This is a genomic window from Actinokineospora sp. NPDC004072, assembly GCF_053604195.1.
Map to the genome: position 1 here is coordinate 54189 of NZ_JBSGHB010000007.1, position 23762 is coordinate 77950.

24 protein-coding genes are annotated in these 23762 nt (G+C 72.5%); 14 read left to right on the forward strand and 10 right to left on the reverse strand.

The window, feature by feature from the left end; translation table 11 throughout:
* The first annotated feature begins 649 nt into the window (after window positions 1-649).
* Window positions 650-1516 (forward strand): aminoglycoside phosphotransferase family protein, encoded by an 867-nt coding sequence (locus tag ACWEPX_RS12635; RefSeq protein WP_451897263.1) that lies wholly within the window; start codon window positions 650-652, stop codon window positions 1514-1516.
* A 97-nt stretch (window positions 1517-1613) separates the two neighbouring features.
* The gene (locus tag ACWEPX_RS12640; RefSeq protein WP_451897264.1) at window positions 1614-3392 is read left to right on the forward strand and encodes a 3-hydroxyacyl-CoA dehydrogenase family protein; all 1779 of its coding nucleotides are present in this window, start codon (window positions 1614-1616) and stop codon (window positions 3390-3392) included.
* A gap of 561 nt (window positions 3393-3953) precedes the next feature.
* Here the strand turns inward: ACWEPX_RS12640 and ACWEPX_RS12645 are convergent.
* Window positions 3954-4157 (reverse strand): FmdB family zinc ribbon protein, encoded by a 204-nt coding sequence (locus tag ACWEPX_RS12645; RefSeq protein ID WP_451897265.1) that lies wholly within the window; start codon window positions 4155-4157, stop codon window positions 3954-3956.
* A 35-nt stretch (window positions 4158-4192) separates the two neighbouring features.
* Between ACWEPX_RS12645 and ACWEPX_RS12650 the strand changes: the two genes are divergently transcribed.
* The 4 genes from ACWEPX_RS12650 (at window position 4193) to ACWEPX_RS12665 (ending at window position 6662) form a co-directional block, all read left to right on the forward strand.
* Window positions 4193-4465 carry a hypothetical protein gene (locus tag ACWEPX_RS12650; RefSeq protein ID WP_451897266.1) on the forward strand — a complete coding sequence of 91 codons (273 nt, stop codon included), beginning with the start codon at window positions 4193-4195 and terminating at the stop codon, window positions 4463-4465.
* 104 nt (window positions 4466-4569) lie between these two features.
* Window positions 4570-5166: a hypothetical protein gene (locus tag ACWEPX_RS12655; RefSeq protein ID WP_451897267.1), complete on the forward strand. Its 597-nt coding sequence runs from the start codon at window positions 4570-4572 to the stop codon at window positions 5164-5166.
* Window positions 5167-5170: 4 nt separating this feature from the next.
* Window positions 5171-5875, forward strand: coding sequence for an alpha/beta fold hydrolase (locus ACWEPX_RS12660; RefSeq protein WP_451897268.1), 705 nt, complete (start codon window positions 5171-5173; stop codon window positions 5873-5875).
* Between the two features lie 46 nt (window positions 5876-5921).
* Entirely contained in the window at window positions 5922-6662 is a 741-nt protein-coding gene (locus tag ACWEPX_RS12665; RefSeq protein WP_451897269.1) for a class I SAM-dependent methyltransferase, read from the forward strand.
* Here ACWEPX_RS12665 and ACWEPX_RS12670 read toward each other — a convergent pair.
* The 4 genes from ACWEPX_RS12670 to ccrA all read right to left on the reverse strand — a co-directional run bounded on the left by ACWEPX_RS12670 (window position 6659) and on the right by ccrA (window position 11015).
* Window positions 6659-7627, reverse strand: a complete 969-nt coding sequence (locus ACWEPX_RS12670) for an adenylate/guanylate cyclase domain-containing protein (RefSeq protein WP_451897270.1) — start codon at window positions 7625-7627, stop codon at window positions 6659-6661. The two genes, ACWEPX_RS12665 and ACWEPX_RS12670, sit on opposite strands and share 4 nt — an antisense overlap.
* A complete protein-coding gene (locus ACWEPX_RS12675; RefSeq protein WP_451897271.1) occupies window positions 7624-8076 on the reverse strand; it encodes a universal stress protein in 453 nt (150 codons plus the stop codon). The genes ACWEPX_RS12670 and ACWEPX_RS12675 overlap by 4 nt, the downstream gene beginning before the upstream one ends.
* A gap of 438 nt (window positions 8077-8514) precedes the next feature.
* On the reverse strand, window positions 8515-9669 hold the full coding sequence (locus ACWEPX_RS12680; protein ID WP_451897272.1) for a chromosome segregation protein: 1155 nt from the start codon (window positions 9667-9669) through the stop codon (window positions 8515-8517).
* Window positions 9670-9707: 38 nt separating this feature from the next.
* Window positions 9708-11015 carry a crotonyl-CoA carboxylase/reductase gene (ccrA, locus tag ACWEPX_RS12685; RefSeq protein ID WP_451897491.1) on the reverse strand — a complete coding sequence of 436 codons (1308 nt, stop codon included), beginning with the start codon at window positions 11013-11015 and terminating at the stop codon, window positions 9708-9710.
* Between the two features lie 205 nt (window positions 11016-11220).
* Here ccrA and ACWEPX_RS12690 point away from each other — a divergent pair, with 205 nt between their 5' ends.
* Window positions 11221-11592 carry an SPW repeat domain-containing protein gene (locus ACWEPX_RS12690; protein ID WP_451897273.1) on the forward strand — a complete coding sequence of 124 codons (372 nt, stop codon included), beginning with the start codon at window positions 11221-11223 and terminating at the stop codon, window positions 11590-11592.
* 68 nt (window positions 11593-11660) lie between these two features.
* On the forward strand, window positions 11661-13124 hold the full coding sequence (locus tag ACWEPX_RS12695) for a peptide MFS transporter (RefSeq protein WP_451897274.1): 1464 nt from the start codon (window positions 11661-11663) through the stop codon (window positions 13122-13124).
* 58 nt (window positions 13125-13182) lie between these two features.
* On the opposite strand, the gene ACWEPX_RS12700 is transcribed toward ACWEPX_RS12695, so the two are convergent.
* Window positions 13183-14157 carry a M64 family metallopeptidase gene (locus tag ACWEPX_RS12700; protein ID WP_451897275.1) on the reverse strand — a complete coding sequence of 325 codons (975 nt, stop codon included), beginning with the start codon at window positions 14155-14157 and terminating at the stop codon, window positions 13183-13185.
* Between the two features lie 136 nt (window positions 14158-14293).
* Here ACWEPX_RS12700 and ACWEPX_RS12705 point away from each other — a divergent pair, with 136 nt between their 5' ends.
* Entirely contained in the window at window positions 14294-15223 is a 930-nt protein-coding gene (locus tag ACWEPX_RS12705; protein ID WP_451897276.1) for a LysR family transcriptional regulator, read from the forward strand.
* On the opposite strand, the gene ACWEPX_RS12710 is transcribed toward ACWEPX_RS12705, so the two are convergent.
* Window positions 15220-15516 (reverse strand): hypothetical protein, encoded by a 297-nt coding sequence (locus tag ACWEPX_RS12710; protein WP_451897277.1) that lies wholly within the window; start codon window positions 15514-15516, stop codon window positions 15220-15222. The genes ACWEPX_RS12705 and ACWEPX_RS12710 overlap by 4 nt on opposite strands.
* Window positions 15513-15959, reverse strand: a complete 447-nt coding sequence (gene mce, locus ACWEPX_RS12715; RefSeq protein ID WP_451897278.1) for a methylmalonyl-CoA epimerase — start codon at window positions 15957-15959, stop codon at window positions 15513-15515. Before mce ends, ACWEPX_RS12710 begins: the two co-directional genes overlap by 4 nt.
* Before the next feature lie 130 nt (window positions 15960-16089).
* Between mce and ACWEPX_RS12720 the strand changes: the two genes are divergently transcribed.
* Window positions 16090-17277: an acetyl-CoA C-acetyltransferase gene (locus tag ACWEPX_RS12720; protein ID WP_451897279.1), complete on the forward strand. Its 1188-nt coding sequence runs from the start codon at window positions 16090-16092 to the stop codon at window positions 17275-17277.
* Between the two features lie 2 nt (window positions 17278-17279).
* Complete coding sequence (gene meaB, locus ACWEPX_RS12725) at window positions 17280-18251, forward strand: methylmalonyl Co-A mutase-associated GTPase MeaB (RefSeq protein ID WP_451897280.1); 972 nt, start codon at window positions 17280-17282, stop codon at window positions 18249-18251.
* A gap of 538 nt (window positions 18252-18789) precedes the next feature.
* Here meaB and ACWEPX_RS12730 read toward each other — a convergent pair.
* Complete coding sequence (locus ACWEPX_RS12730; RefSeq protein WP_451897281.1) at window positions 18790-20439, reverse strand: hypothetical protein; 1650 nt, start codon at window positions 20437-20439, stop codon at window positions 18790-18792.
* Window positions 20440-20517: 78 nt separating this feature from the next.
* Between ACWEPX_RS12730 and ACWEPX_RS12735 the strand changes: the two genes are divergently transcribed.
* The 3 genes from ACWEPX_RS12735 to ACWEPX_RS12745 are packed head-to-tail and all read left to right on the forward strand — an operon-like array spanning window position 20518 to window position 22831.
* Window positions 20518-21429, forward strand: a complete 912-nt coding sequence (locus ACWEPX_RS12735) for an ABC transporter ATP-binding protein (protein ID WP_451897282.1) — start codon at window positions 20518-20520, stop codon at window positions 21427-21429.
* Window positions 21426-22469, forward strand: a complete 1044-nt coding sequence (locus ACWEPX_RS12740) for an ABC transporter permease (protein WP_451897283.1) — start codon at window positions 21426-21428, stop codon at window positions 22467-22469. The genes ACWEPX_RS12735 and ACWEPX_RS12740 overlap by 4 nt, the downstream gene beginning before the upstream one ends.
* Window positions 22470-22513: 44 nt before the next feature.
* Window positions 22514-22831 carry a DUF3817 domain-containing protein gene (locus ACWEPX_RS12745; RefSeq protein ID WP_451897284.1) on the forward strand — a complete coding sequence of 106 codons (318 nt, stop codon included), beginning with the start codon at window positions 22514-22516 and terminating at the stop codon, window positions 22829-22831.
* Here ACWEPX_RS12745 and ACWEPX_RS12750 read toward each other — a convergent pair.
* Complete coding sequence (locus tag ACWEPX_RS12750; protein ID WP_451897285.1) at window positions 22828-23604, reverse strand: SDR family oxidoreductase; 777 nt, start codon at window positions 23602-23604, stop codon at window positions 22828-22830. The two genes, ACWEPX_RS12745 and ACWEPX_RS12750, sit on opposite strands and share 4 nt — an antisense overlap.
* Window positions 23605-23762 lie beyond the last annotated feature (158 nt).

Consider the following 23762-nt stretch of genomic DNA (forward strand, 5'->3'; position numbering starts at 1 on the left):
CCGCCCAGGGCGACACGCAGCTTGGCGAGCGAACCCGCCCATCCCGAACCGCACTGTCGACCGGCCACCCGCCGGCGCCCCGGCCCGCCCAGGGCGACACGCAGCTTGGCGAGCGAACCCGCCCATCCCGAACCGCACTGTCGACCGGCCACCCGCCGGCGCCCCGGCCCGCCCAGGGCGGCACGCTGCTGCACGGGCGAACCCGACCTCCCAATCCTGCACCGTCGCCCCTCCCGCCCTGCTGGCCTTTCCGCCCGACTCGCCTGTTCGCCTGTCCTTCCCGTCCCTCCTGGCCTGCTGGTCTTCCCGCCCGGCGCGCCCGTTCGCCTGTCCTTCCCGTCCCTCCCGTCCTGCTGGTCTTCCCGCCCGGCGCGCCCGTTCGCCTGTCCTTCCCGTCCCTCCTGGCCTGCTGGCCTTTCCGCCCGACGTGCCCGTTCGCCTGTCCTCCCCGTCCCTCCCGTCCTGCTGGCCTTTCCGCCCGACGCGCCCGTCCGCCTGTCCTCCCCGCCTCTCCTGGCCTGTCTCCGGCCGCGGGCTGCAGGCGGGGTACGGCGGGTCTGCCGCCCGTCCGGCCTGCCCGCGCACATGGCGTGGTTCGCGGGCTGAAATGCAGGTGCGGTGGGTCTGCTGTGCCGTCGAGACTGCGGGTATGGACGTTGATCTCGTGCGGCGGCTGGTCGGTGAGCAGTTCCCGCAGTGGGCGGATCTGCCCGTGCGCCCGGTGGACGTCGATGGCTGGGACAACCGGACCTTCCGCCTCGGGGAGGAGTTGGCCGTGCGGTTGCCCAGTCGGGAGCAGTACGCGCTTCAGGTGGCCAAGGAGCAGCGGTGGTTGCCGGTGCTGGCCCCTCAGCTCCCGCTGCCCATCCCCACCCCCGTGGCCCAAGGCGAGCCCGCGCACGGCTACCCCCACCCGTGGTCGATCAACCGCTGGCTGCCCGGCCGCAGCGCCAACACCGCCCCCATCGCCAGCCTGACCCGCTTCGCCACCGACCTAGCCCACTTCCTCAACGCCCTGCGCCGCATCGACGCCGCAGACGGTCCACTCCCCGGCGCGCACAACTTCCACCGCGGTGCCCCGGTCGAGGTGTACGGCGACGAGGTGTGGCGGGCAGTCGACGCGCTGGGTGCCGAGATCCCGCGCGACGACGTCCTGCGGGTCTGGGATGCGGCGGTCGGCGACGTGTGGGCGGGGGAGCCGGTGTGGTTCCACGGCGACGTCGCCGTCGGCAACCTGCTGCTGGCCGACGGGGAGCTGAGCGCGGTGATCGACTTCGGCACCAGCGGCGTCGGCGACCCCGCCTGCGACGTGGTCATCGCCTGGACGCTGCTGTCCGGTCCCAGCCGCGACGCCTTCCGCCGCACCCTCGACGCCGACGCCGGGACGTGGGTCCGCGGGCGGGGATGGGCGCTGTGGAAGGCCCTGATCACGCTGGTCACAGCCCTGGAGGCCGGGGGTGAGGGCACCCGGTCGCGGCGGGAGATCCGGTGGGTGCTGGCCGACGCCCGGGGGTGAATCGGGAACGGTCCAGTGGCGGAGTTCACCTGGCGGCGGCGGGCGCGCGTGGCAGGATCGACCGAAAGTTACCCGCAGGTAGCAATCGGAGGCAGACGTGGCGCGCGAGTTCACCACCATCGGGGTCGTCGGCCTGGGGACGATGGGCGCGGGCATCGCCGAGGTGCTCGCGCGCACCGGGCTCACCGTGGTCGCCGTCGAGGTCGACGCCGCGGGCATCGAGCGGGGCAGGGGCCACATCGCCCACTCCACCGCCCGCGCCCTGGCCAAGGGCAAGCTCGACCAGGCCGCCCACGACGACCTGCACGCCCGCATCAGCTACACCACCTCGCTGGCCGACCTCGCCGACGCCGACCTGGTCATCGAGGCCATCCCGGAGAACCTCGCCGCCAAGGCCGCCCTCTTCGCCGAGCTGGACGGGATCGTCGGTCCGGACGCGGTGCTGGCCTCCAACACCAGCTCGCTGTCGATCACCGAGATCGGCGTCCACACCGGACGGCCGGGCAAGGTGGTCGGCCTGCACTTCTTCAACCCGGCCCCGGTGCTCAAGCTGACCGAGATCGTGCGGACGGTGGTCACCGAACCGGACGTGGTTGCCGACGTGGTCGAGTTCGCCAAGCGGCTGGGCAAGGAACCGGTCGTCATCGGCGATCGCGCGGGCTTCATCGCCAACGCGCTGCTGTTCGGCTACCTCAACCACGCGGTGTCGATGTACGAGCAGAAGTACGCCACCCGCGAAGACCTCGACGCCGCCATGCGCTACGGCTGCGGCTACCCGATGGGCCCCCTGGCCCTGCTCGACCTGATCGGCCTGGACACCGCGTACGAGATCCTGGAGACGATGTACGCCCAGTCCCGCAACCGCCTCCACGCGCCATCCCCGATCCTCAAGCAGATGATCACCGCGGGCCTCCTCGGCCGCAAGACCGGCCGCGGCTTCTACACCTACGACGCCCCCGACTCCCCGACCGTCGTGCCCGACGCCGCAACCCCCGGCCAGGACGCGGACACCACCACCCCCCTCCGCCCGACCCACCGCGTCGGCGTCGTCGGCACCGGCACCATGGCCACCGGCATCGTCGAGGTCTTCGCCCGCAAGGGCCACACGGTGATCCTGCGCGCCCGCACCGCGGACAAGGCCAACGCCGCTTTGTCCAAGGTCCGCAAGTCTCTGGACCGCCAGGTGGCCAAGGGCAAACTCGCCGAACCGGCCCGCGACGAAATCCTCTCCCGCATCACCCCGGCCGTCGAATTCGAGGAACTCGCCGACTGCGACCTGGTGATCGAGGCGGTAGCCGAAGACCTCGCCATCAAGCAGGCCGTCTTCGGCGCCCTCGACGAGGTGGTCAAGCCCGGCGCCATCCTCGCCACCACCACGTCGTCCCTGCCGGTGATCGAATGCGCCGCCGCCACCTCCCGCCCCCAAGACGTCGTCGGCCTCCACTTCTTCAACCCGGCCCCGGTCATGAAGCTGGTCGAAATCGTCGAAACCATCGCCACCGCCCCCGACGTCACCGCCACCGCCCACACCCTCTGTCAGCAAATCGGCAAACACCCGGTCCACTGCACCGACCGCGCAGGCTTCATCGTCAACGCCCTTCTCTTCCCGTACCTCAATGACGCGGTGAAGATGCTAGAAGCCCACTACGCCGAAGCCGACGATATCGACACCGCAATGAAGGTAGGCTGCGGCCTCCCCATGGGCCCCTTCGAACTCCTGGACGTCGTAGGCCTAGACATCTCCCTAGCCATCCAACGCACCCTCTACAACGAATTCCGCGAATCCGGCTACGCCCCCGCCCCCCTACTCGAACACCTGGTAACCGCAGGAAGGCTAGGCCGCAAAACCGGCAAGGGTTTCCGCGACTACAGCTAACCAACGCCCGAATCAACGCCCCACCCACCAAACGCGACGCGCCCCACCCAGCCTGTCCGATGGGGTGAACCCGCATTCGTGGGGAGCGAAGCGCCGCTAAACTTGCTTGGGCGTGAACGGGCTGCGCCCGCTTCGCCCCTCTTCACGCCCAGCGGCGCTTCGCTTAGGGGCCCCGCGAATGCGGGTTCACCCCATCGGACCCCAAAGCAAATCGCGATCCCCAATCGGGTCGATTCGCCAGGAAAGGCCGGGGGAGAGGGCCTGAACCGGGAAGCAGAAGGCGAGGGGAAGCCCGCGAGGAGCGGACGCAGCGGCGCAGGTTGGAAGAGAGGAAAGCGGGCGAAGGAGAGCAAGCCAAGAGGAACCAGCGAAGGCAGGCGAAGGCGTGCCAGGCCAAGAGCGGTCAGCGAGGCCGCGCGAAGGCGTGCCAGGCCAAGGGAAGCTGACGAGAGCAGGCCGAGGAGAGCAGACGAGGCCAGGCGAGTAGGGGGCAGGCCGCGAGGGGACTGGGGCGGAGAGCGGCAGGCGAGGCGCAGGCGTCAGGTGGGGTTCAGGGCGGGCTCAGCCGCAGCAGCCGCCACCGCAGCACCCGCCACCCCCACCAGCAGGCGCAGCAGCCCCTCCAGCCAACCCCGCCATCGTCAACAGCTTCACCGTGTCCTCATGCCCGTCCGGGCATGAAGCAGGCGCGCTGGAGTCGGCCATCGGGCGCTTCACGTCGAACGTCGTGCCGCATTCGCGGCAGCGGAACTCGTAGGTGGGCACGGGGACATTCTGCCGCACGCCTACCCTCAAGTCCCGTGCCCCGCCGCAACCGCAGCCAGCCGAACGAACCCCGCCCGCTCAGCGGCGCGCTCGCCGACCAGCGGCGGGAGTCGTGGCCGGATGGGGACTGGTTGGTGCGCAACGTGCCGGGGGCTCAGGCGGTCAAGACCTACCGGTGCCCCGGGTGCGATCACGAGATCCGGCCGGGGGTCGCGCATGTGGTGGCGTGGCCTGCGGACGGGACCGTGGCGGGCAGGCGGCATTGGCACAGCGGTTGTTGGTCAGCTCGGTCGCGTCGGCGGTGGTAATCAACGATCATGGGGGTATGCGTACCCTCCCCTGTCCCAAGCCGTGGCGTGGCCCGGATGGGACGCCTCGGCAAGACAGCGTTCCGTCCGGCGTGGTGTGCACGGTGGCCGCGGGCGATGAGACCGGATTGCTGCTGCCCAGCAGGAGGACCAGCCGGACGGCGGCGTTCGTGCTGGTCGGGGTGGGGGTCGGGCTCGCGGCGCTGTCCGGGTTCCTGGTGACGGCCCAGCCGGTGATCGCCGTCGTCGGCGGGGTGGTGCTGGGGCTGCTCGGGGTGCTGCTGATCGCCGCGGGGCTGTTCGCGCTCAAGCACCGGCCGGTGTCCACCGGGCTCGTGCTCACCCCGGAGGCGGTCGTGCTCACCTGGTTGCGGCCCGCGGTCCGGCTGCCGTGGGACGCCATCAGCGAGGTGCGCCCGCTGGCGGTCCGGTTGGGCCGGTCGCCGGAGGCGCCCAGCCGCAACTACCTCGGCCTGGCCTCGCGCAGCAAGGTCGACGTGGGCGAGCGCATGCGCAAGGTGGCGGTGCGGTTCGGGCCGGATGTGGCGTGCGCGGTGGCCGTCGGGTCGTTGGACGTCGATCAGCTCGTGGTGCTGCACACGCTGGCGTACTACCGCGACCACCCGGAGGCGCGCGCCGAGCTGGCGGGCGACGCCGCGGTGCTGCGGGTGCGCGAGGTCCGCCTGCACGACGCAGAATGACCTTGTGACCGCACTGGTTCTCCTGCACGCCTTCCCGCTCGACGCGCGGATGTGGGACGGGGTCCGGTCGCTGCCGGACCTGCTGACCCCCGACCTGCCCGGCTTCGGCAGCGCGCCGCCGCCCGCGGCCGCCCCGGACCTGGGCGTCTTCGCCGACGCCGTGCTCGCCCAGCTGGACGCCGCCGGCGTCGAGCGGGCGGTCGTGGGCGGCTGCTCGATGGGCGGCTACGTGGCGATGGCGCTGCTGCGCAAGGCCCCCACCCGGGTGGCGGGCCTGGTGCTCGTCGACACCAAGGCCACCGCCGACACCCCGGAGGCCGCCGCGAACCGGCTGGCGGTCGCCGAGCGCGCCGAGCGGGAGGGCGTCGCGCCGTGGCTGGCGGACACGATGCTGCCTGCCCTGCTGGCCACCCCCGAGCACGCCGACCACGTCCGGAGCCTGATTGAGGACCAGGACCCGGCCGCGATCGCGTGGGCGCAGCGGGCCATGGCCGCCCGCCCCGCCGCCCACGACGTCCTGCGCACCGCCGTGCCCACGCTCGTCGTCCACGGCGCGGAGGACAAGCTGATGCCGGTCGCGCTGGCCGAGGAGCTGGTCGACCTCACCGGCGGCTCCCTCACCGTCCTCCCCGGCGTCGGCCACCTGTCCCCCATCGAGGCGCCCGACGCCTTCACCGCCGCCGTCCGCCCCTGGCTGGCCCAGCTGTGACCCCGCACCGGGACTGGGCCGCGAGATCGCCTCGGCCGGTGGCGTCGTGAACGCCATCGCCCGGGGCTGGGACGAGGCCGCCGACGGCTACCTCGACTACTTCGTCCCCCGCTTCGCCCCCTGGGTGTCCGCCGCGGTCCACGCGCTGCCCGAGCTGCCCGACGGGCCGGTCCTGGTGCCCTGCTGCGGCCCCTTCCCCGAGCTCGCCCCGCTCGCCGCCCGCTTCCCCGGCCGCGAGATCGTCGGGATCGACCTCTCCGCGGGCATGGTCCAACGCGCCGCGGACCAGGCGCGGCGGTGGCCCGGGGCCAAGGTGGTCCACGGCGACGCCACCGACCTCGGCGCCTGGACCGGCTGCGCCGCGGTGGTCTCGGTCTTCGGCCTCCAGCAGATGCCCGACCCGGAGCGCGCGATCGCGTCCTGGGCGGCCGCGTTGGCTCCCGGGGGCTGGCTGTCCGTCGTGTACTGGCCGGAGGAGACCGAATCGGACGGTCCCTTCGCGCGGGTCAAGGCCGTGCTGGGCGGGCCGTCGGCGGACCGCTCGTGGGAGGGGCGGCTGCTGGCCGGGGTCGACGTCGTGGTCGAGCGGGACGAGCGCCCCAGCTTCCCCATGACCCACGCCAGCGCGGAGACCTTCATCGACGCCTACCTCGACTCCGGCCCCATGCGCTCCCGGGCGCCGACCGAGGAGTTCGTCCAACGCATCCGCGCGGACTTCCTGAAGGACGCCCCGGAGGGCGTGTGGGAGCACCGGCCGCGCGCCCGGCTGATCCTCGCCCGCCGCTAGCGCCGGGCTGCGGCGGGGCTGCGGCGCAGGACGGCCAGCCGGAGCCTGCTGTAGCCGCGGACCGAGATCGGGCGGCGGTGGCGGATGTCGTAGCGGTCGACGGGCTTGAGGGCGTCGGCCAGGGCGCGGTCGATGAGGACGGTGCCGGGGCGGGCCGCCGAGGTCAGCCGGGCGGCGATGTTGACCACCGAGCCGTACACGTCGCCGAAGCGGGTCATGATCCGGCCGTGGGCCAGGCCCGCGCGCAGGGCGGGCAGCAGCGGATCGGCCTCGGCCGCCGCCACCACACCCAGCGCGATCTCGGCGGCGTCCTGCGGCGCGTCGGCGACGAACAGGACCTCATCGCCCAGCATCTTGACGATCCGGCCGCGGTTGTCGGCCACGACCTCGGCGGTGATCGCGTCGAACCGGTCCACGACGGCGGCCAGGCCCGCGTCGTCGGTGCTGCGGGTCAGCGTGGTGAAGCCCACCATGTCCGCGAAGCCGACGACGCCGGTCCGGTTCTCCTGGATCTCCCCCGGACGCGCCAGCGCCCGGCCAGCGTGCGCGGACAGGTGGCGGCGCCAGGCGTAGTCCTGCAACCGCTCCAGCTCGGGCACCAGCCGCTCGATGAGGCCCGTCAGCCTGCGCTCGTCGGCTAGCAGCTCCGGGTTGGCGGTCAGCACCTCCCGCAGCACGTCGACCTGCCACTCCGCCAGCCGCGACAGGTGCTGGCCCAGGACCCGGGCGGTCGCGGTCGCCGTGTCCGGGGAGAGCAGGCCCTGGTACATCAGGTCGTGCGTCGCGCGCAGGGCGTCGGCATCGGCGTCGGTGAAGATGACCTCGTCCTCGCCGACGGTGGCGAAGCCCAGCGAGCGCCACAGGGCGGTCGCCCGCTCCTGCGGCACGCCCGCCTTCGCGCACACCTGCTCCCGGGTGTACTTGCGCTCGCCGCCGAGCAGCAGCTCCTCCAGGCGCTGGGTCATGTGGTGTGGACGATCAGGACGTCCACCGTGGACTTGCGCGCCGCCTCCGAGGGGACCGAGCCGAGGATGCGCCCGGCCAGGGTGTTGAGGCCGCGGTTGCCGACGACCAGCAGATCGGCCTGGTGGTCCTGCACGACCGCGGTGAGCGCGGGGACGGGGTCGCCGTCGACGACCGCCGTCTCGATCTTGGGCGCGCCCGCGCGCTGGGCCCGCTCGGTCGCGGTGCGGACGGCTTCATCGGCGGGGTTGGAGCCGACGACCTGGTAGGCGACGTCGTCGCCGAGGGCGTCCTGGGCTTTGCGGACGTCGCGGTCGGTCGCGGGGTGGTAGGCGCACGCGATGACCAGGGTGGCGCCGCTGTCGGCGGCGATGGTGGCGGCTCGGTCGACGGCGCGGAGGGAGGAGTCGGAGCCGTCGGTGCCGACGACGATGGTGCGGTAGGCGGGCAAGGGGGCTCTCCTCGGGGTTACTGGTGGGTCACCGGGTACAACGAGGGAGTGGGGTGGGGGTCGCGGGGGTGTTTGGGCGGTGGCCATCCGCAGCCTCACCAACCCCCGGCAAGCTTCACCACGCGCAGCAGACCGCGCTCGGCTCGCCTTCGGCGTTGCGATTGGGTAGAGCGCCCTCGCCGGGCGGGCAGGTCTCCGGGATGGTGGCCGGGCTTGCCTGCCATCCCGTCGACCTCCCGGAGGGTTACCACAGCCAGGGCGGGGGCGCGGAGCTTGCGTTTTCGCGGTTGAGGTCCCTGGGGGACCTCAACCTGCAAGTTCCTGTTGTGTTGAGGGCCGCGCCCCCGCCCTGGCTGTGGTAAGGCTGCGCCAGGTCGACGGGATGGCAGGCAAGCCCTGCTTTGGGGGGTGGGGTGGAGGGGTGTGCTCTTGTGTGTGTCAGCGGCGGGTTTTGACTGGGGCTGACTTCTTTGTCTTCTCTGGTTCTTCTTTTGGTGTTTCCGGGACTGCCATGACTTGGGTTTGGCCGCCGTCTGGGTCTTTTGGTTCCCAGGATTCGCGTGGGGGGCCGGAGGTTTCCGACGGGGGTTTGACCGGGGTCATCATGGTGCGGGTGGGGGAGTTGTCGGCTGGGGCGCCGTCGACGGTGGTGGGGACCCGTTCCTCGGGGAGGGGGTCGAGGGTGGGGGCGGCGTCGGCCAGTTGGACGTGGGCGTCGGCGATCAGGGAGCGGGCCGTGTTGAGCTGGTCGGCGACGCGGGCGCGGAGTTGGCGGAGGGCGGCCACGCGCTGGGCGGCGTGCGAGATGCGGCGGTTGGCCTCTTCGGTGGCCTCGCGGACGCGGCGGTGGGCCTCGGAGGTGGCTTCCTCCAGGCGGGCCTTGGCTTCGGTGATGGCGTCGTGGCGGCGGCGGTTGGCCTCCTCCGTCGCCTCGCGGACGCGGCGTTCGGCTTCGGCCTTGCTGGTCGCCTCCTGCTCGGCGAGGGCGCGCATGGCTTCGGTGCGCCTGCCGGACATCGCGATCTCGAAGTCCTCCTCCACCTGCTCGCGGCGGCGCTGGGCGGCGGCGTCGAGGCGCTCGGCCTCGGCCCGCGCCTCGGCCACCGTGCGGTCGGCCTCGGCGCGGGCCGTGGTCAGCACCTCGCGGTGCTCGGCCTCCATCTCGGCGCGGCGCTTCTCCAGGTCGGCGAGCATGCGCTCGTAGCGCTGGCGCAGCTCGGTCGCCTCGGCGTCGGCCTTGGCCCGGATGTGCCCGGCCTCGGCCTCGGCGCGCGCCTTGGTCTCCGCCGCCTCCTCCTGGGCCAGCCGCAGCATGCGCTGCAAGCGCTCGCTGAGGCCCTCCAGGGTGGTCGGGGGCAGGGAGAGGCGGTCGACCTGCCTGCGCAGCTCGGCGATCTCCGTTCGGCCCTGCTCCAGCTGCTTGGCCAGATCGGCAGCCTGCGACACCGCCGCGTTGCGGTCGGCGTGCATCAGCTGCAGTTCGGCCTCCAGCCGCTCCAGGTGCTCGTTCACCTGCGCGGGGTGGTAGCCGCGCTTGGTGATGTCGAACCCGGGGCCCAGAGGCACCAGCTCGCGTTCCTCGCCCAGACCCATACCCCTACGCTACCCGGAAGGGGTGCGACCTACGCCCCTCACACGCCCCGGAACCGGTTGATCTTGTCGAGGTGGCGGGCCCGCAGCTCGTGGTCGCGCACGCCGAGGCCCTCCTCCGGGGCCAGGCACAGCACGCCGACCTTGCCCTGGTGGGCGTTGCGGTGCACGTCCAGCGTGGCCTGGCCGGTCTCGGCCAGCGGGTAGCTCTTCGACAGCGTGGGGTGGATGAGCCCCTTGGCGATGAGCCGGTTGGCCTCCCACGACTCCCGGTAGTTGGCGAAGTGCGAGCCGATGATGCGCTTGAGGTTCATCCACAGGTAGCGGTTGTCGTACTGGTGCATGAACCCCGAGGTCGACGCGCACGTCACGATCGTGCCGCCGCGGCGGGTGACGTACACCGACGCGCCGAAGGTCTCCCGGCCCGGGTGCTCGAAGACGATGTCGGGGTCCTCCCCGCCGGTCAGCTCGCGGATGCGGGCGCCGAAGCGCTGCCACTCCTTGGGGTCCTGGGTCTCCTCGTCCTTCCAGAACCGGTAGCCCTCGGCGTTGCGGTCGATGATCAGCTCGGCGCCCATCGACCGGCAGATCTCGGCCTTCTCCGGGCTCGACACCACGCACACCGGGATCGCCCCGCCGTTGAGGGCGAACTGGGTGGCGTAGGAGCCCAGGCCGCCGGAGGCGCCCCAGATCAGCACGACGTCGCCCTGCTTCATGTTCGCGCCGTTGGTGGACACCAGCTGCCGGTAGGCCGTGGAGTTCACCAGCCCGGGGGAGGCGGCCTCCTCCCAGGTGAGGTGGTTCGGCTTGGGCATCAGCTGGTTGGCCTTGACCAGCGCGATCTCGGCGAGGCCGCCGAAGTTGGTCTCGAAGCCCCAGATGCGCTGCTCGCTGTCCATCATGGTGTCGTTGTGCCCGTCGGGGCCTTCCAGCTCGACGTTGAGGCAGTGCGCCACCACCTCGTCGCCGGGCTTCCAGTTGTGCACGCCCGGACCGGTGCGCAGCACCACGCCCGCGAGGTCGGAGCCGACCACGTGGTAGGGCAGGTCGTGCCGCTTGGCCAGCGGGGAGACCTTGCCGTAGCGCTGCAGGAACTTGAAGGTGGACACCGGCTCGAAGATCGACGTCCACACGGTGTTGTAGTTGATGGCGCTGGCCATCACGGCCACCAGCGCCTCGCCGGGGCCCAGCTCCGGGGTCGGCACCTCGTCCAGGTGCAGCGACTTGCGCGGGTCCTTGTCGCGCGAGGGCAGCCCGGCGAACATCTCGACCTCATCGGCGTGGACCGTCACCCCGCGGTAGGTGTCGGGGACGGGCAGCTCGCCGATCGTGTCCAGCTCATCGGCCATGATGGCGTCGAGGATCTTCTGCACGGCGCTCCTCCAGGGGACGGCTCGGGTTTGCTGGAGGTTACTGAGGAGTAGCGATTCAGATGCCCGCTATGTGAGCGATGGCACCCGATCGGTGGTGCCCCGATCCGATCGTTGACCCCGGCGGCGCGGCGGCGGACCATCGGAGGCGGGATCTCCCACGTCATGTTGGAGGTGGTCTCGAATGAGCGCACCCGCGAACGTCCGCCCGTGGACCCGCCCGCAGGACTGGGTCGAGGTGGTGCTGGGCCTGGTGGCGCTGCTGTCGCCGCTGTGGTTCGCCACCGAAGCCGCCGCGACCTGGACCCTGATCGTCCTCGGCGTCCTCATCGCCCTCGACGGGCTGGTCTCGCTGGCCCGGCCGGGCCTGGTGGCGGGCGAAGCGGTGCAGATCGTCCTCGGCGCGCTGCTGTTCATCTCGCCGTGGGTCATGGGCTACGCCCACCTGTCGGGCGTGGCCTGGACCTCGTGGATCATCGGCGCGCTGACCGCCATCGCGGGCGCGGCCGCGCTGCCCGCCGCGCAGGCGGCCCACCGGATGGCCGGTTCGCACTGACCCGCGCCGCTGCCTGCGGCCGGGGCTGACCCCGGTCGCGGGTTGCCGCGTGTCGTACGGTCAGGGTCATGGCAACCTCCACCGAGGAAACGCGGCCGAAAGGTTTTTTCGGACACCCACGAGGGCTGGCGAACCTCTTCGGCACCGAGATGTGGGAGCGCTTCTCCTACTACGGGATGCAAGCGATCCTGCTGTACTACCTGTACTTCACCGTTGACGAGGGCGGCCTCGGCATCGACGAGGCCGTCGCGGCGGGCATCGTCGGCGCGTACGGCGGCGGGGTCTACCTGGCCACCATCGCGGGCTCGTGGGTGGCCGACCGCCTCTTCGGCCCCGAGCGCACCCTGCTCTACAGCGCGGTCCTCATCCTCTGCGGCCACGTCGCGCTGGCCCTGGTCCCCGGCGTGCCGGGCGTGGCCGTCGGCCTGATCTGCGTCGCGCTGGGCTCCGGCGGGCTCAAGGCCACCGCGACCGTGCTCGTCGGCCTGCTCTACGCCGAGGGCGACGAGCGCCGCGACGCGGGCTTCTCGATCTTCTACATGGGCGTCAACCTCGGCGCCCTGGCCGGTCCGCTGCTGACCGGGCTGCTGCAGGACAAGGTCGGCTTCCACTGGGGCTTCGGCCTGGCGGCGGTCGGCATGGCCTTCGGCCTCGGGCAGTACGTGCTCCAGCGGCGCAACCTGCCCCCGCGCGGCCGGGAGGTGCCCAACCCGATCCGCGGGGCGGAGCGCCTGCGGGCCTTCGCGGTCATCATCGTCGGCATCGCCGCGATCGTCGTGCTGGTGCTGACCGGCGTCGTCGGCCCGGACAACCTGGCGACCGTGGTGACCTGGGTCATCTCGGTGGCCGCTGTGGTGCTGTTCGCGGTGCTGCTGACCAGCAAGCGGGTGGAGCGCGTGGAGCGGCAGCGGGTGCTGGCGTTCATCCCGATGTTCCTGGTCAGCTTCGGGTTCTGGGCGCTGTTCCAGCAGCAGTTCACCGTGCTGGCGATCTACGCCGAGCAGCGGCTCGACCTCGACGCGCTCGGCTTCTTCAGCATCCCGCCCGCGTGGTTCAACTCGGTGGAGCCGCTGTTCGTGGTGCTGCTGGCCCCGGTGTTCGCCGCCCTGTGGGTGCGCATGGGCGACCGCCAGCCGTCGACGCCGATCAAGTTCGCCATGGGCGTCTCCGCGATGGGCGTGGCCTTCCTGGTGATGGCCATGATGGGCTTCATCCGCGGCGAGGGCGTGGTCAACCCGCTGCTGCTGGTGCTGGTCCTGGTGATCTTCGTCCTGGGCGAGCTGTGCCTGTCGCCGGTGGGGCTGTCGCTGTCGACGAAGCTGGCCCCGCGGGCCTACGGCGCGCAGATGGTCGCCCTGTTCTACCTCTCGATCGCCCTCGGCTCCTCGGTCGCGGGCGCGCTGGCGTCCTACTACACCCGCGACGGCGAGCCCGCCTACTTCGGCATCCTCGGCCTCGGCGCGCTGGTCATCGGCGCGATCATGTTCGCCCTGTCCCCGATGGTGAAGCGCCTGATGAACGGCGTGCGGTAGCGGTTGCCGACCCGGTGGTCGGCGGCGGGCGCAGGGGTCGCCGCCGACCACCGCCGGATCACCGGGCGCCGGCCGCGGTGATCCGCTGGGTGGAGCGGCCTCCCCTGATCTCCGCGGCGATGGCCCGGTCCATGACATCCAGGCCGACGGCGTTGAACGGCTTGTTGATGTTGCGCATCAAGGAGTCCTGGGACGGGCGGTAGATGCCGTGCTCGTACTGGTGGCCGCCCTGGTAGACCCCGATCGCGCCGCCGTCGGGCGTCGGCCTGCCCAGGTAGGCCGCCCACTTGCCGCCGCGGCGGTCGGTGGTGACGTTGGGCTCGCGGGGCTCGCTGCCGCGGTAGGTCGTGCCGGGGGTGAAGTACTCGTCGGCCAGGCCGCCGACGGAGTGGCCCAGCTCGTGGATGGCGATGCGGCCCGCCTGGGCGTTGCCGCCCGCGACGGTCGCCAGGCTGGGGTAGCCCGCGCCGCCGTACTTGGCGGTGTTGCCCAGGGCCACGATGGCGTCGACACCGGGGGCTTGGGCCGCGTAGCGCTGGGCCTTGGTCTCGTTCAGGCACAGCAGCCGCTCGATGCCGCCGCACCAGAAGTGCATGTCCAGCGCGGTGTCGCGGGTCACCCCCCGCTGCGGGTCGTTGTCCACACCGGACTGGTTGGACACCACCTCGACGAGCCAGACGTTGATCGAGGCCCGGTGCTTCGACCACGGCGCGGTCGCGGCGATCTCGGCCCACTTGGCCTCGGCGTGCCTGCGCAGCAGGCCCATCTCGCCCGCGGTGTAGCCGTCGCCGACGACCACCACGTCGAAGCGGGCGTCGGACGGCCCGGTGTGCTGGATGGGGACGACCGCCGCCGCGGCGATGCCCTGGGCGGAGCCGGGCGGGTCGACCTCGACGGGCAGGCGGACCCGGGTGATGCTGCCGTCGGGGGAGAACACCTCCCGCCATTCGGTGGCCGTGGGGTGGGCAGCGGCAGGCAGGGGCAGCAGGGCGACCGCGGCCGCGAGCGCGGCGGCCGCCGGGAGGATGCGCATGGGACGCCTCCGGGATGGGGGAGCGGGGTGAGGTCCACCGTTCCCAGTTGCGCCGCCGCGGGTAACTCCCACTGGCGATAACTGCGGCGCTATGGCTCTGTCGACGGCCTGCGCGACCGCCCTATCCTGCGGGTCGATGGAGCTGGAACTGCGGCACCTCGCCTCCCTGTGCGCGATCGCCGACGCGGGCAGCGTGTCCCGGGCGGCCGCGCGGCTCGGGGTGTCCCAGCCCGCGCTGACCGCCCAGCTCCAGCGCGTCGAACGCGAGCTGGGCGCCCAGGTCTTCATCCGCGACCGCAGGGGCGTGACCCCGACGCCGCTGGGCCAGTCCCTGCTCACCCGCGCCCGCGGGGTGCTGCTGGCGATGGACGAGCTGCGCCGCGACACCGACCGGCGTGGCCCGGTCGCGGCCGTGCGCCTGGGCGGGATCGTCGGGGCGGTGTCGGTCGGGCTGGCCGACCGGCTCAGCGACCAGCTCCCGGACACCGAGGTCCACCTGCGCACCGAGTACTCGCCGCGGGTGCTGTGGGACCTGCTGGTGGCGGGCAGGCTGGACGCCGCGGCGCTGGTGGACTACCCCGGCTTCGCCCTGCGCCCGCACTCGTCCGCGCTGACGCAGGTCATCGCGGTCGAGCCGGTGTTCGTGGCGATGGCGGAGAGCCACCGCATGGCGGCGCGGCCGTCGGTGGCGCTGGCCGACCTGGCCGCCGACCCGTGGGCGCTGACCCCGTGCGACGGCGCGGGCTGGCCGGACTGCTTCTACGCGGTGTGCGGGGAGGCGGGCTTCACCCCGCGCGTGCTCTACACCGTCTCCGACGGCACCCCGATCCGCGAGCTGGTCGCCACCGGCCGCGCGGTGACCCCGTGCCAGGCCGTCTTCGCCTGCGGCGACGGCGTCGTCGTCAAACCCCTGGCCGACGACCCCATCCGCATGCGCCACATCCTGGCCTGCCGCGCGGACAGCCCGCTGGCGGGCAGCTTCGACCTCCTCCTGCGCCTGGCCTGCGACGCCTACTGGGCCTACGCCCAGCGCCGCCCGGAGTACCTGTCCTGGCTGGGCGGCTAGGGGCGGATCTGCTCCAGCCAGGCCGCCCAGCGGGCGCGGTGCTCGTCGGGGTTGGTGGCCGGGCCCTCGTCCGGCGGGGTGGGCAGCTGGTAGCCCTCGGCCGCCAGCTCCCGGTTGAGCTCGGCCGCCGCGGCGAACCAGGAGTCCTCGACGGCCTCCAGCACGCCCGTGGGCCCGTCCAGGCGCAGGGCGTACTCCAGCCAGCTGTGCAGCCACCAGGTCAGGGTGGCGGGGACGGGCCGACCGTCCCGGGTCAGCGCGATCTCGGCGGTGTTCACCACGGCGGTGCTCAATGGTCCTCCCCGGGCTCGACCAGTTCGACGAGGACGCCGCCCGCGTCCTTCGGGTGGACGAAGTTCACCTTGCTGCCCGCGGTCCCGCGCTTGGCCGTGTCGTACAGCAGGCGCAGGCCCTTGGCGCGCAGGGCGGCCGCGGCGGCCTCGACGTCGGTTACCCGGTAGGCCAGCTGCTGCAACCCCGGGCCGCTGCGGCCGATGAACTTGGCGATGGTGGACTCCGGGGTCAGCGGGGCCAGCAGCTGGACGGCCGTCCCGCCGCCGCCGTCGCCCGGCGCGCGCATCATGGCCTCGCGGACGCCCTGCTCGGCGTTCGTCTCCTCGTGCGCGCAGACGAGCCCGAAGTTGTCCTGGTAGAAGGAGATTGCCGCGTCCAGGTCCGGCACGGCGATGCCGACGTGGTCCACCGCGGTCACGAACTGCTTCAGCGCTTCCGGCATGGGAGCAACCATACGACTACCCACCGGTAACTTTTGCTGTGCGGCTACTCACACAGGCCCGTGTCGATCGGGTCGCGCGCGAGTATGGTTCCGGTTAACGCTCGTTCGCTCTCGTCGCTAGGAGACCGCTGTGTCCGGAAGCGTCATCGTCGCGGGGGCCCGCACCCCCATCGGTCGTCTGCTCGGCTCCCTCAAGGACTTCACCGGCGCGCAGCTCGGTGGCATCGCCATCAAGGCGGCCCTGGAGAAGGCGGGCGTGCGGCCCGAGCAGGTCCAGTACACGATCATGGGCCAGGTGCTGACCGCGGGCGCGGGCCAGATCCCGGCCCGGCAGGCGGCCGTGGCCGCGGGCATCCCCATGACGGTGCCCGCGCTGACCATCAACAAGGTCTGCCTCTCCGGCCTCGACGCCATCGCGCTGGCCGACCAGCTCATCCGCGCGGGCGAGTTCGACATCGTCGTCGCAGGCGGCCAGGAGTCGATGACCCAGGCCCCGCACCTGCTGCCCAAGTCCCGCTCCGGCTTCAAGTACGGCGACGTCACGATGCTGGACCACATGGCCTACGACGGCCTCTTCTGCGCCTTCGACCAGGTCGCCATGGGCGCGTCGACGGAGAAGGTCAACGCCCGCTACGCGCTGACCCGCGAGGAGCAGGACGCCTTCGCCGCCGCATCCCACCAGCGCGCGGCCGCGGCCATCAAGGAGGGCCGCTTCGCCGAGGAGCTGGCCCCGGTCACCATCCCGCAGCGCAAGGGCGACCCGATCGTCTTCGACACCGACGAGGGCGTGCGCGCCGACACCACCGTCGAGGGCCTGGCCAAGCTGCGCCCGGCCTTCGCCGCCGACGGCACCATCACCGCGGGCTCGGCCTCCCAGATCTCCGACGGCGCCGCCGCGGTGGTCGTGATGAGCAAGGCCAAGGCCGAGGAGCTGGGCCTGAGCTGGATCGCCGAGATCGGCGCGCACGGCGTCGTGGCCGGTCCGGACGCGAGCCTGCACGAGCAGCCGTCCAACGCCATCAAAGCCGCGCTGGCCAAGCAGGGCCTCCAGGCGTCCGACCTCGACCTGGTCGAGATCAACGAGGCGTTCGCCGCGGTCGGCGTGGTCTCCACCCGCGAGCTGGGCGTCAGCCCGGACATCGTCAACGTCAACGGCGGGGCGATCGCCCTGGGCCACCCGATCGGCGCCTCCGGCGCGCGGGTGCTGGTGCACCTGGCCTACGAGCTCAAGCGCCGCGGCGGCGGCGTGGGCGCGGCGGCGCTGTGCGGCGGCGGCGGGCAGGGCGACGCGCTGATCATCACCGTCCCCAAGGGCTGAGCTTGGCCCGCCAGGTCGACATCGCTGACCTGGTCGACCGCGCGCGGCAGCACGAGCAGCGCGCGGTCGCCCGGCTGATCTCGCTGGTCGAGGAGGCCAGCCCGCGGCTGCGCGAGGTGGCCGCGGCGCTGGCCCCGCTGACCGGCCGCGCCCAGGTCATCGGCCTGACCGGCCCACCGGGGGTCGGCAAGTCCACCACGACCTCGGCCCTGGTCGGCGCGCTGCGCGCCGCAGGCAAGCGGGTCGGCGTGCTGGCCGTCGACCCGTCGTCGCCGTTCTCCGGCGGCGCGCTGCTCGGCGACCGCATCCGCATGCAGGAGCACGCCACCGACCCGGGCGTCTTCATCCGCTCGATGGCCACCCGCGGCCACCTCGGCGGCCTGAGCTGGGCCACCCCGCAGGCCCTGCGCGTGCTCGACGCGGCCGGGTTCGACGTGGTGCTGGTGGAGACCGTCGGCGTCGGCCAGTCCGAAGTGGACGTCGTGGGCCTGGCCGACACCACCGTCGTGCTGCTGGCCCCCGGCATGGGCGACGGCATCCAGGCGGCCAAGGCGGGCATCCTGGAGATCGCGGACGTGTTCGCCGTCAACAAGGCCGACCGCGACGGCGCCGACACCACCGCCCGCGAGCTCAAGCACATGATCTCCCTGGGCCGCCGCGAGCTCCGCGGCCCGAGCTGGCGCCAGCCGATCGTCAAGACGATCGCCTCCCGCGGCGAAGGCATCCCCGACCTCATCACCGCGATCGACGCCCACACCACCTGGTCCCGCACCCACGACCACTGGACCCCCCGCCGCATCGCCCGCGCCCGCACCGAAATCGAAGCCATCGCCCTGACGACCCTCCGCACCCGCCTCGGCGACCTGTCCGGCGGCACAACCCTCGAAACCCTGGCCCACCAAGTCTCCACCGGCGCCCTGGACCCCTACACCGCCGCCGACACCCTCATCACCTCCAGCACGGAGCCAGGCTAAGCAGCCCCCGCCGCCTTCCTGATCACCTCCAGCCACGGAGTCAGCAGGTTAAGCCGCGGCCCCCGCCGACACCCTGGTCACCTCCAGCACGGAACCAGCGCGTTAAGCCGCGCTCCCAATCACATCCAGTACGGCGTCTCCGCGCTGAGCCGTGCCCCGCACGACCCGCGCGGCATCGACGCCGCCGAATCCGGCCGCTGCCCACTTCCTGGCCACGTCCAGCACCGGTCCAGCGGGTGAGCTGCGGCCCGCGCGCCCTCGAAGCGGCGTCCTGTGGTCACCTCGCCGGTGACCGCCACCAGCCTCGGCGCGTTCGTCCCATGCCGCAGGATCTCTGGTCCCATCCGGTCCGGCAGCTGCGCACCGACCCCAGCCCGTGCGGCATCGAGGCCGCCGCGGCGCGGCCCACCCGCGCGTGACCCGGCTCCGCGACACCCTCATCACCTCCAGCCACGGAGTCAGCAGGCTAAGCCGCGGCCCCCGCCGACACCCTGGTCACCTCCAGCCACGGAACCAGCGCGCTAAGCCGCGCACCCAGTCACATCCAGTACGGCGTCTCCGCGCTGAGCCGCGCCCCGCACGACCCGCGCGGCATCGACGCAGCAGCGTCCCAATGGCCAGCCGCGGTCACCGCTGCCGCGCGGACGGCCGCCAAGTCCGCCGGGTCGGACACGGCGTCGCGGCGGACCCACTTCTCGCGGCCGCCGCGGCCCTCGGCGATCAGCGCGTAGTCCGCGGCGAGCCGGGGGTCGGTGAACAGGCCGGTGCTCTTGGCCCAGGCGCCGTGGGCGGTGATGAAGGTCGGCTTGGCCTCGGTGAAGATGTAGTCGCGCAGGCCCGCCATGTCCTGATCGGACCACAGCTCCGCGATGCGCCGGTGGGCCAGCCCGGCCAGGTCGATGATCTCCAGCTCGCTGGTCAGCGCGGCCCCGCCGACGTCGGGCACCAGCAGCGAGCCGTCGCGGACGCCGAGGATGCGGGCGTAGGTGTTGAACTCCCAGCCGTCGATCTGGGCGATCACGCACGCGGGCACGGTCGGCCCGGTGCGGAAGCGGTCCATCGCGTCCCACCACAGCGTCGCCGAGTGGGCCAGGCCCAGCACCCCGACCACCGCGACCACGACCCGCCCGCGCACGGCGAGCCCCCGCAGCACGTGCGCGGCGGACACGGCGACGGTCAGCGCGGCCAGCGGCCATACGGGGGTGGCGAAGCGGAACTGGGCCATCCAGTCCTGGGCCAGCACGCCGTACGCGGTGATGGCCAGGCCGAGCGGGACTACCAGCGCCAGCAGGCCGTTGCGCTGCGGGGACGGGCGCAGCAGGGCCGCGCCGACCAGCACCACGCCCGCCAGCAGCGTCAGCCAGCCGACGTAGCCGACCAGCGCGGCGGGCTTGGCCAGGTCCTCGGCGGTCGGCACGCCCTGCGACTTCGCCAGCGCGGTGTTGGGCAGCAGCGCCCCGAACACCAGCCACCGCCAGAGCAGGTAGAGCCCCATCGGCACGGCGAAGGCGGCCAGGCCCAGCAGCACCGGCCCGACCGCGGCGCGCAGCGTGCCCCGGCGCAGCAGCAGGAGCACGACCAGGGCGTACGCGCCCGCGTAGATCAGCCCGTCCGGGCGGGTCAGCGCCGCCAGCGCGGCCAGCAGGCCGGTGGCGACCGCGGTGCGCGGGCTCAGCAGCCGGTCGGCGGCCACGGCCCTGGCCAGCACGGCGGCCAGCGCCACCGCGCTGAAGGCCAGCAGCGAGTTCTCCAGCCCGGAGAACGTCCAGATGGCGAACGACGGCACCAGGGCGGTGACCGTGCCTGCCGCGACCGTCACCAGCGCGGGCCGGGAGGTCAGCGCGGCGGCCGCGGCGTAGCAGGCGGCGAACGTGCCCGCCGCCAGCAGCAGCGCCAGCGCCTTGGGGAACAGGGCGTAGTCGGGGACGCCGAACCAGGAGCCGGAGTCGAACAGCCCGAGCAGCCTGCCCAGCGACAGCAGGCCGAGCCACGCGGGGTTGGAGTAGCCCTCGACCGGCTCGACGCCGGGCTGCAGGACCGGGCCCGCGCCCTCGGTGATCGACCGGGCGTAGGCGAAGGTGATGGCCGCGTCGTCGACCACCCACCGACCGTAGGCGAGCCCGTGCAGCCCGAGGACGGTCGTCGGGATCAGGACGGCGAGGCAGGCCCGCACGCGGGAAGCCAGCACCCAACCCAGGGTAACGATGAGCTAATCGTTCACCCGTTTCGGGTATTGCGCACACGCAGCGGCACTACCGTGGCGGCCATGACCGACACCACCGCCGCCATCGAGGTCGAGGACATCCGCAAGTCCTACGGCGACCTCAAGGCCGTCGACGGCGTCTCGTTCAGCGTGGCCGAAGGCGAGTTCTTCGGCATCCTCGGGCCCAACGGCGCGGGCAAGACGACGACGTTGGAGATCATCGAGGGGCTGCGCGAGCCCGACGCAGGCCAGGTGCGGCTGCTGGGCGAGAGCCCGTTCCCGCGCAACCCCTCCCTGCTGCCGCGCATCGGCGTGCAGCTGCAGGCCTCGGCCTTCTTCGAGAAGCTGACCGCCCGCGAGCAGCTGGAGACCTTCGCCGCGCTCTACGGGGTCGGCAGCGCGCGGGCCCGGGAGATGCTGGAGCTGGTCGGGCTGGCGGAGAAGGCCGACACCCGCGAGGAGAAGCTCTCCGGCGGCCAGCGGCAGCGGCTGTCGATCGCCTGCGCCCTGGTGCACGACCCGGACATCCTCTTCCTCGACGAACCGACCGCCGCGCTGGACCCGCAGGCTCGGCGCAACCTCTGGGACGTGCTGCGCGCGATCCAGGAGCGCGGCAAGACCATCGTCTACACCACCCACTACCTCGACGAGGCCGAGATCCTCTGCGACCGGGTGGCGATCATGGACCACGGCCGGATCCTGGCGCTGGACCCGCCCGCCGCGCTCATCCGCGGCCTCGACGCGCCGACCAGGGTCTCGCTGGAGCTGGGCACGCTGGGCGCGGCGGAGGCGCTGGCGCTGGCCGGGGCCGAGCACGCCCACGAGGACGAGCAGTCGCTGACCATCACCACCCGCACGCCCGCGCCGCTGCTGTCGGCCCTGGCCGAGCGCGGCACGCTCGACGGCCTGCAGGTGCGCACGGCCACGCTGGAGGACGTCTTCCTCCACCTGACCGGACGGGAGTACCGCGCGTGACCGCCTTCAAGAGCCTGTCCACGGCGATGGCCAAGGGCTACTACCGGGACAAGGCGACGCTGTTCTTCGCGTTCATCTTCCCGCTGATGTTCCTGGTCATCTTCGGGCTGCTGTTCCGCGACGGCGGGGACGAGAAGATCAAGCTGGGCGTGGTCGGCGACGGTCCGGTGATCACCGCGCTGGAGGGCAGCGGCGCGGTCGAGCTGAGCAGGCCGGGCCTGGAGGAGGGGTTGCAGCAGGTCCGCGAGGGCGACCTGCCGGGGCTGGTCGAGGTCGAGGGCACCACCGTCCGGCTGCACTTCGCCGCCAGCGACCAGGCCCGCGCCGGGCTGGTGCAGGGCTTGGTGTCCGGCGTCACCCAGCACGTCAACGTGCAGGCGACCGGCCAGCCGCCCGCCTACACCTACACCCCGCAGCAGGTCGAGGATTCCTCGCTCAAACCCATCCAGTACCTCACGCCCGGCATCCTCAGCTGGGGCATCGCGATCACCGCGGTGTTCGGCTCGTCGCTGGGGCTGGTGAGCTGGCGGCGCAAGCAGGTGCTGCGGCGGCTGCGGCTGGCGCCGGTGACCGTGGGTACGGTGCTCTCGGCGCGGATCGTGGTGACCATCGGCGTCGCGGTGCTGCAGGCGCTGCTGTTCGTCGCCGTGGCGCTGCTGCCCGTGTTCGGCTTGCAGCTGTCGGGGACGTGGTGGCTGGCGATCCCGGTGTTCCTCAGTGGAATCCTCGCGTTCTTCGCCATCGGCATGCTGGTCGGCGCGTTCTGCAAGACCGAGGAGGCCGCCTCGGGCGCGGCGAACATCGTCGTGCTGCCGATGGCGTTCCTGTCCGGCACGTTCTTCCCCGTGGACGTCGCGCCCGGCTGGGTGCAGGCGGTGTCGCTGGCGTTCCCGCTGCGGCACATGAACGACGGCATGCTCGCCTTCCTGGTGCGCGGCCAGGGCGCGGAGGCGCTGCTGCTGCCGTGCGGGGTGCTGCTGGGCTTCACCGTCGTGGTCTCGGCCATCGCCGCGAAGGTGTTCACCTGGGAGGACAGCTGACCCCGACCCCGGCGTGAGGGCGCTCACGCCGCACACTGGTGGCCATGCAGGCTGCCGCGCTGTTCCGGTACGTGTCCCTGGCCGAGGCCGTCTCCTGGCTCGGGCTGCTCACCGGGATGTTCTTCAAGTACGTCACCGAGTCCGGCGAGCTCGGGGTGAAGGTCTTCGGCCCGATCCACGGCGCGGTGTTCGTGGCGTACGTGGTGGTGACGTGGTTCACCGCGCGCAAGCTCGCGTGGGACCGCAAGACCGCGCTGTGGGCGTTCGTCGCCAGCGTCCCCCCGCTGGCGACGCTCCTCTTCGAGCGCTGGGCCCTGCGCACCGGCAAGCTCGACCCGGTCGCCCTGCGCCGCCGGTTCTAGCCCCAGCGCCGGAACCCGCCCTCGGAGTTGACCACCTGGCCGGTCACCCACGCCCCGTCGTCGGTGACCAGCCAGGCGATCAACCGAGCCGGATCATCCGGCGCCCCCCACCGCCCCGCGGGAAACCGCCTGCGCACCGCCTCGAACCCCGCACCGCTGGAGTAGCCCGTGTCGACCGGGCCGGGGTTGACGGCGTTGACCGTGATGCCGCGGTCGATGAGGTGGTCCGACAGCGTGCACGTGATCGACGCAAGCGCCCCTTTGCTGGCCGCGTAGGCGACTTCGCCGGGCATGGGCCCGAGGTCCTGACCGGACGTCATGAACACCACCCGCCCACCCGCGCGCCCGTCGTGCTGCGCGGCGAAGTGCTGCGCCAGCAGGATCGAGGAGCGGGCGTTGACGGCCCAGTGCGCGTCGAGCATCGCGGCGGTGAGATCGCCGAGCTGACCGTCCCCGCCGCTGCGGGCGTGGTTGCAGACGAGGATGTCGATGTGCCCGAAGGCGGCCACGGCGGCGTCCATGAGCTGCCGAGGCCCATCCGGGTCGGCTAGGTCGAACTCGCCGTGTTCGACGTGGACGGGCATGTCGTCGGCGATGGCTTGGGGGCCTGCGGGGTCGGCGCCCCAGGGTTGGGCGCTGTCGTGGGGGGTGTAGTGGTGGAGGTAGAGATCGGCGCCCAGATCGGCGAGCCTGCGGGCGGTGGCGTAGCCGATTCCCGCCCGCCTGCTGACTCCCGTGACCAGCGCCACGCGGTTGGTGAGGGGTTTCGACATGTGCGCTCCTTGGCCGGTGGTTGCGGGCAAGGTATCTCGGGTGTGGTGGCGGGTGCTCGCTCAATTGATGTTGAGCGAGTGTGTGCGGCGAATGGTTGCGCGGGTTGCGGTGGCCGGTGGGGCGCGGTTTCCGGCGGTGTTCCGTTGGCTTGGTGGGT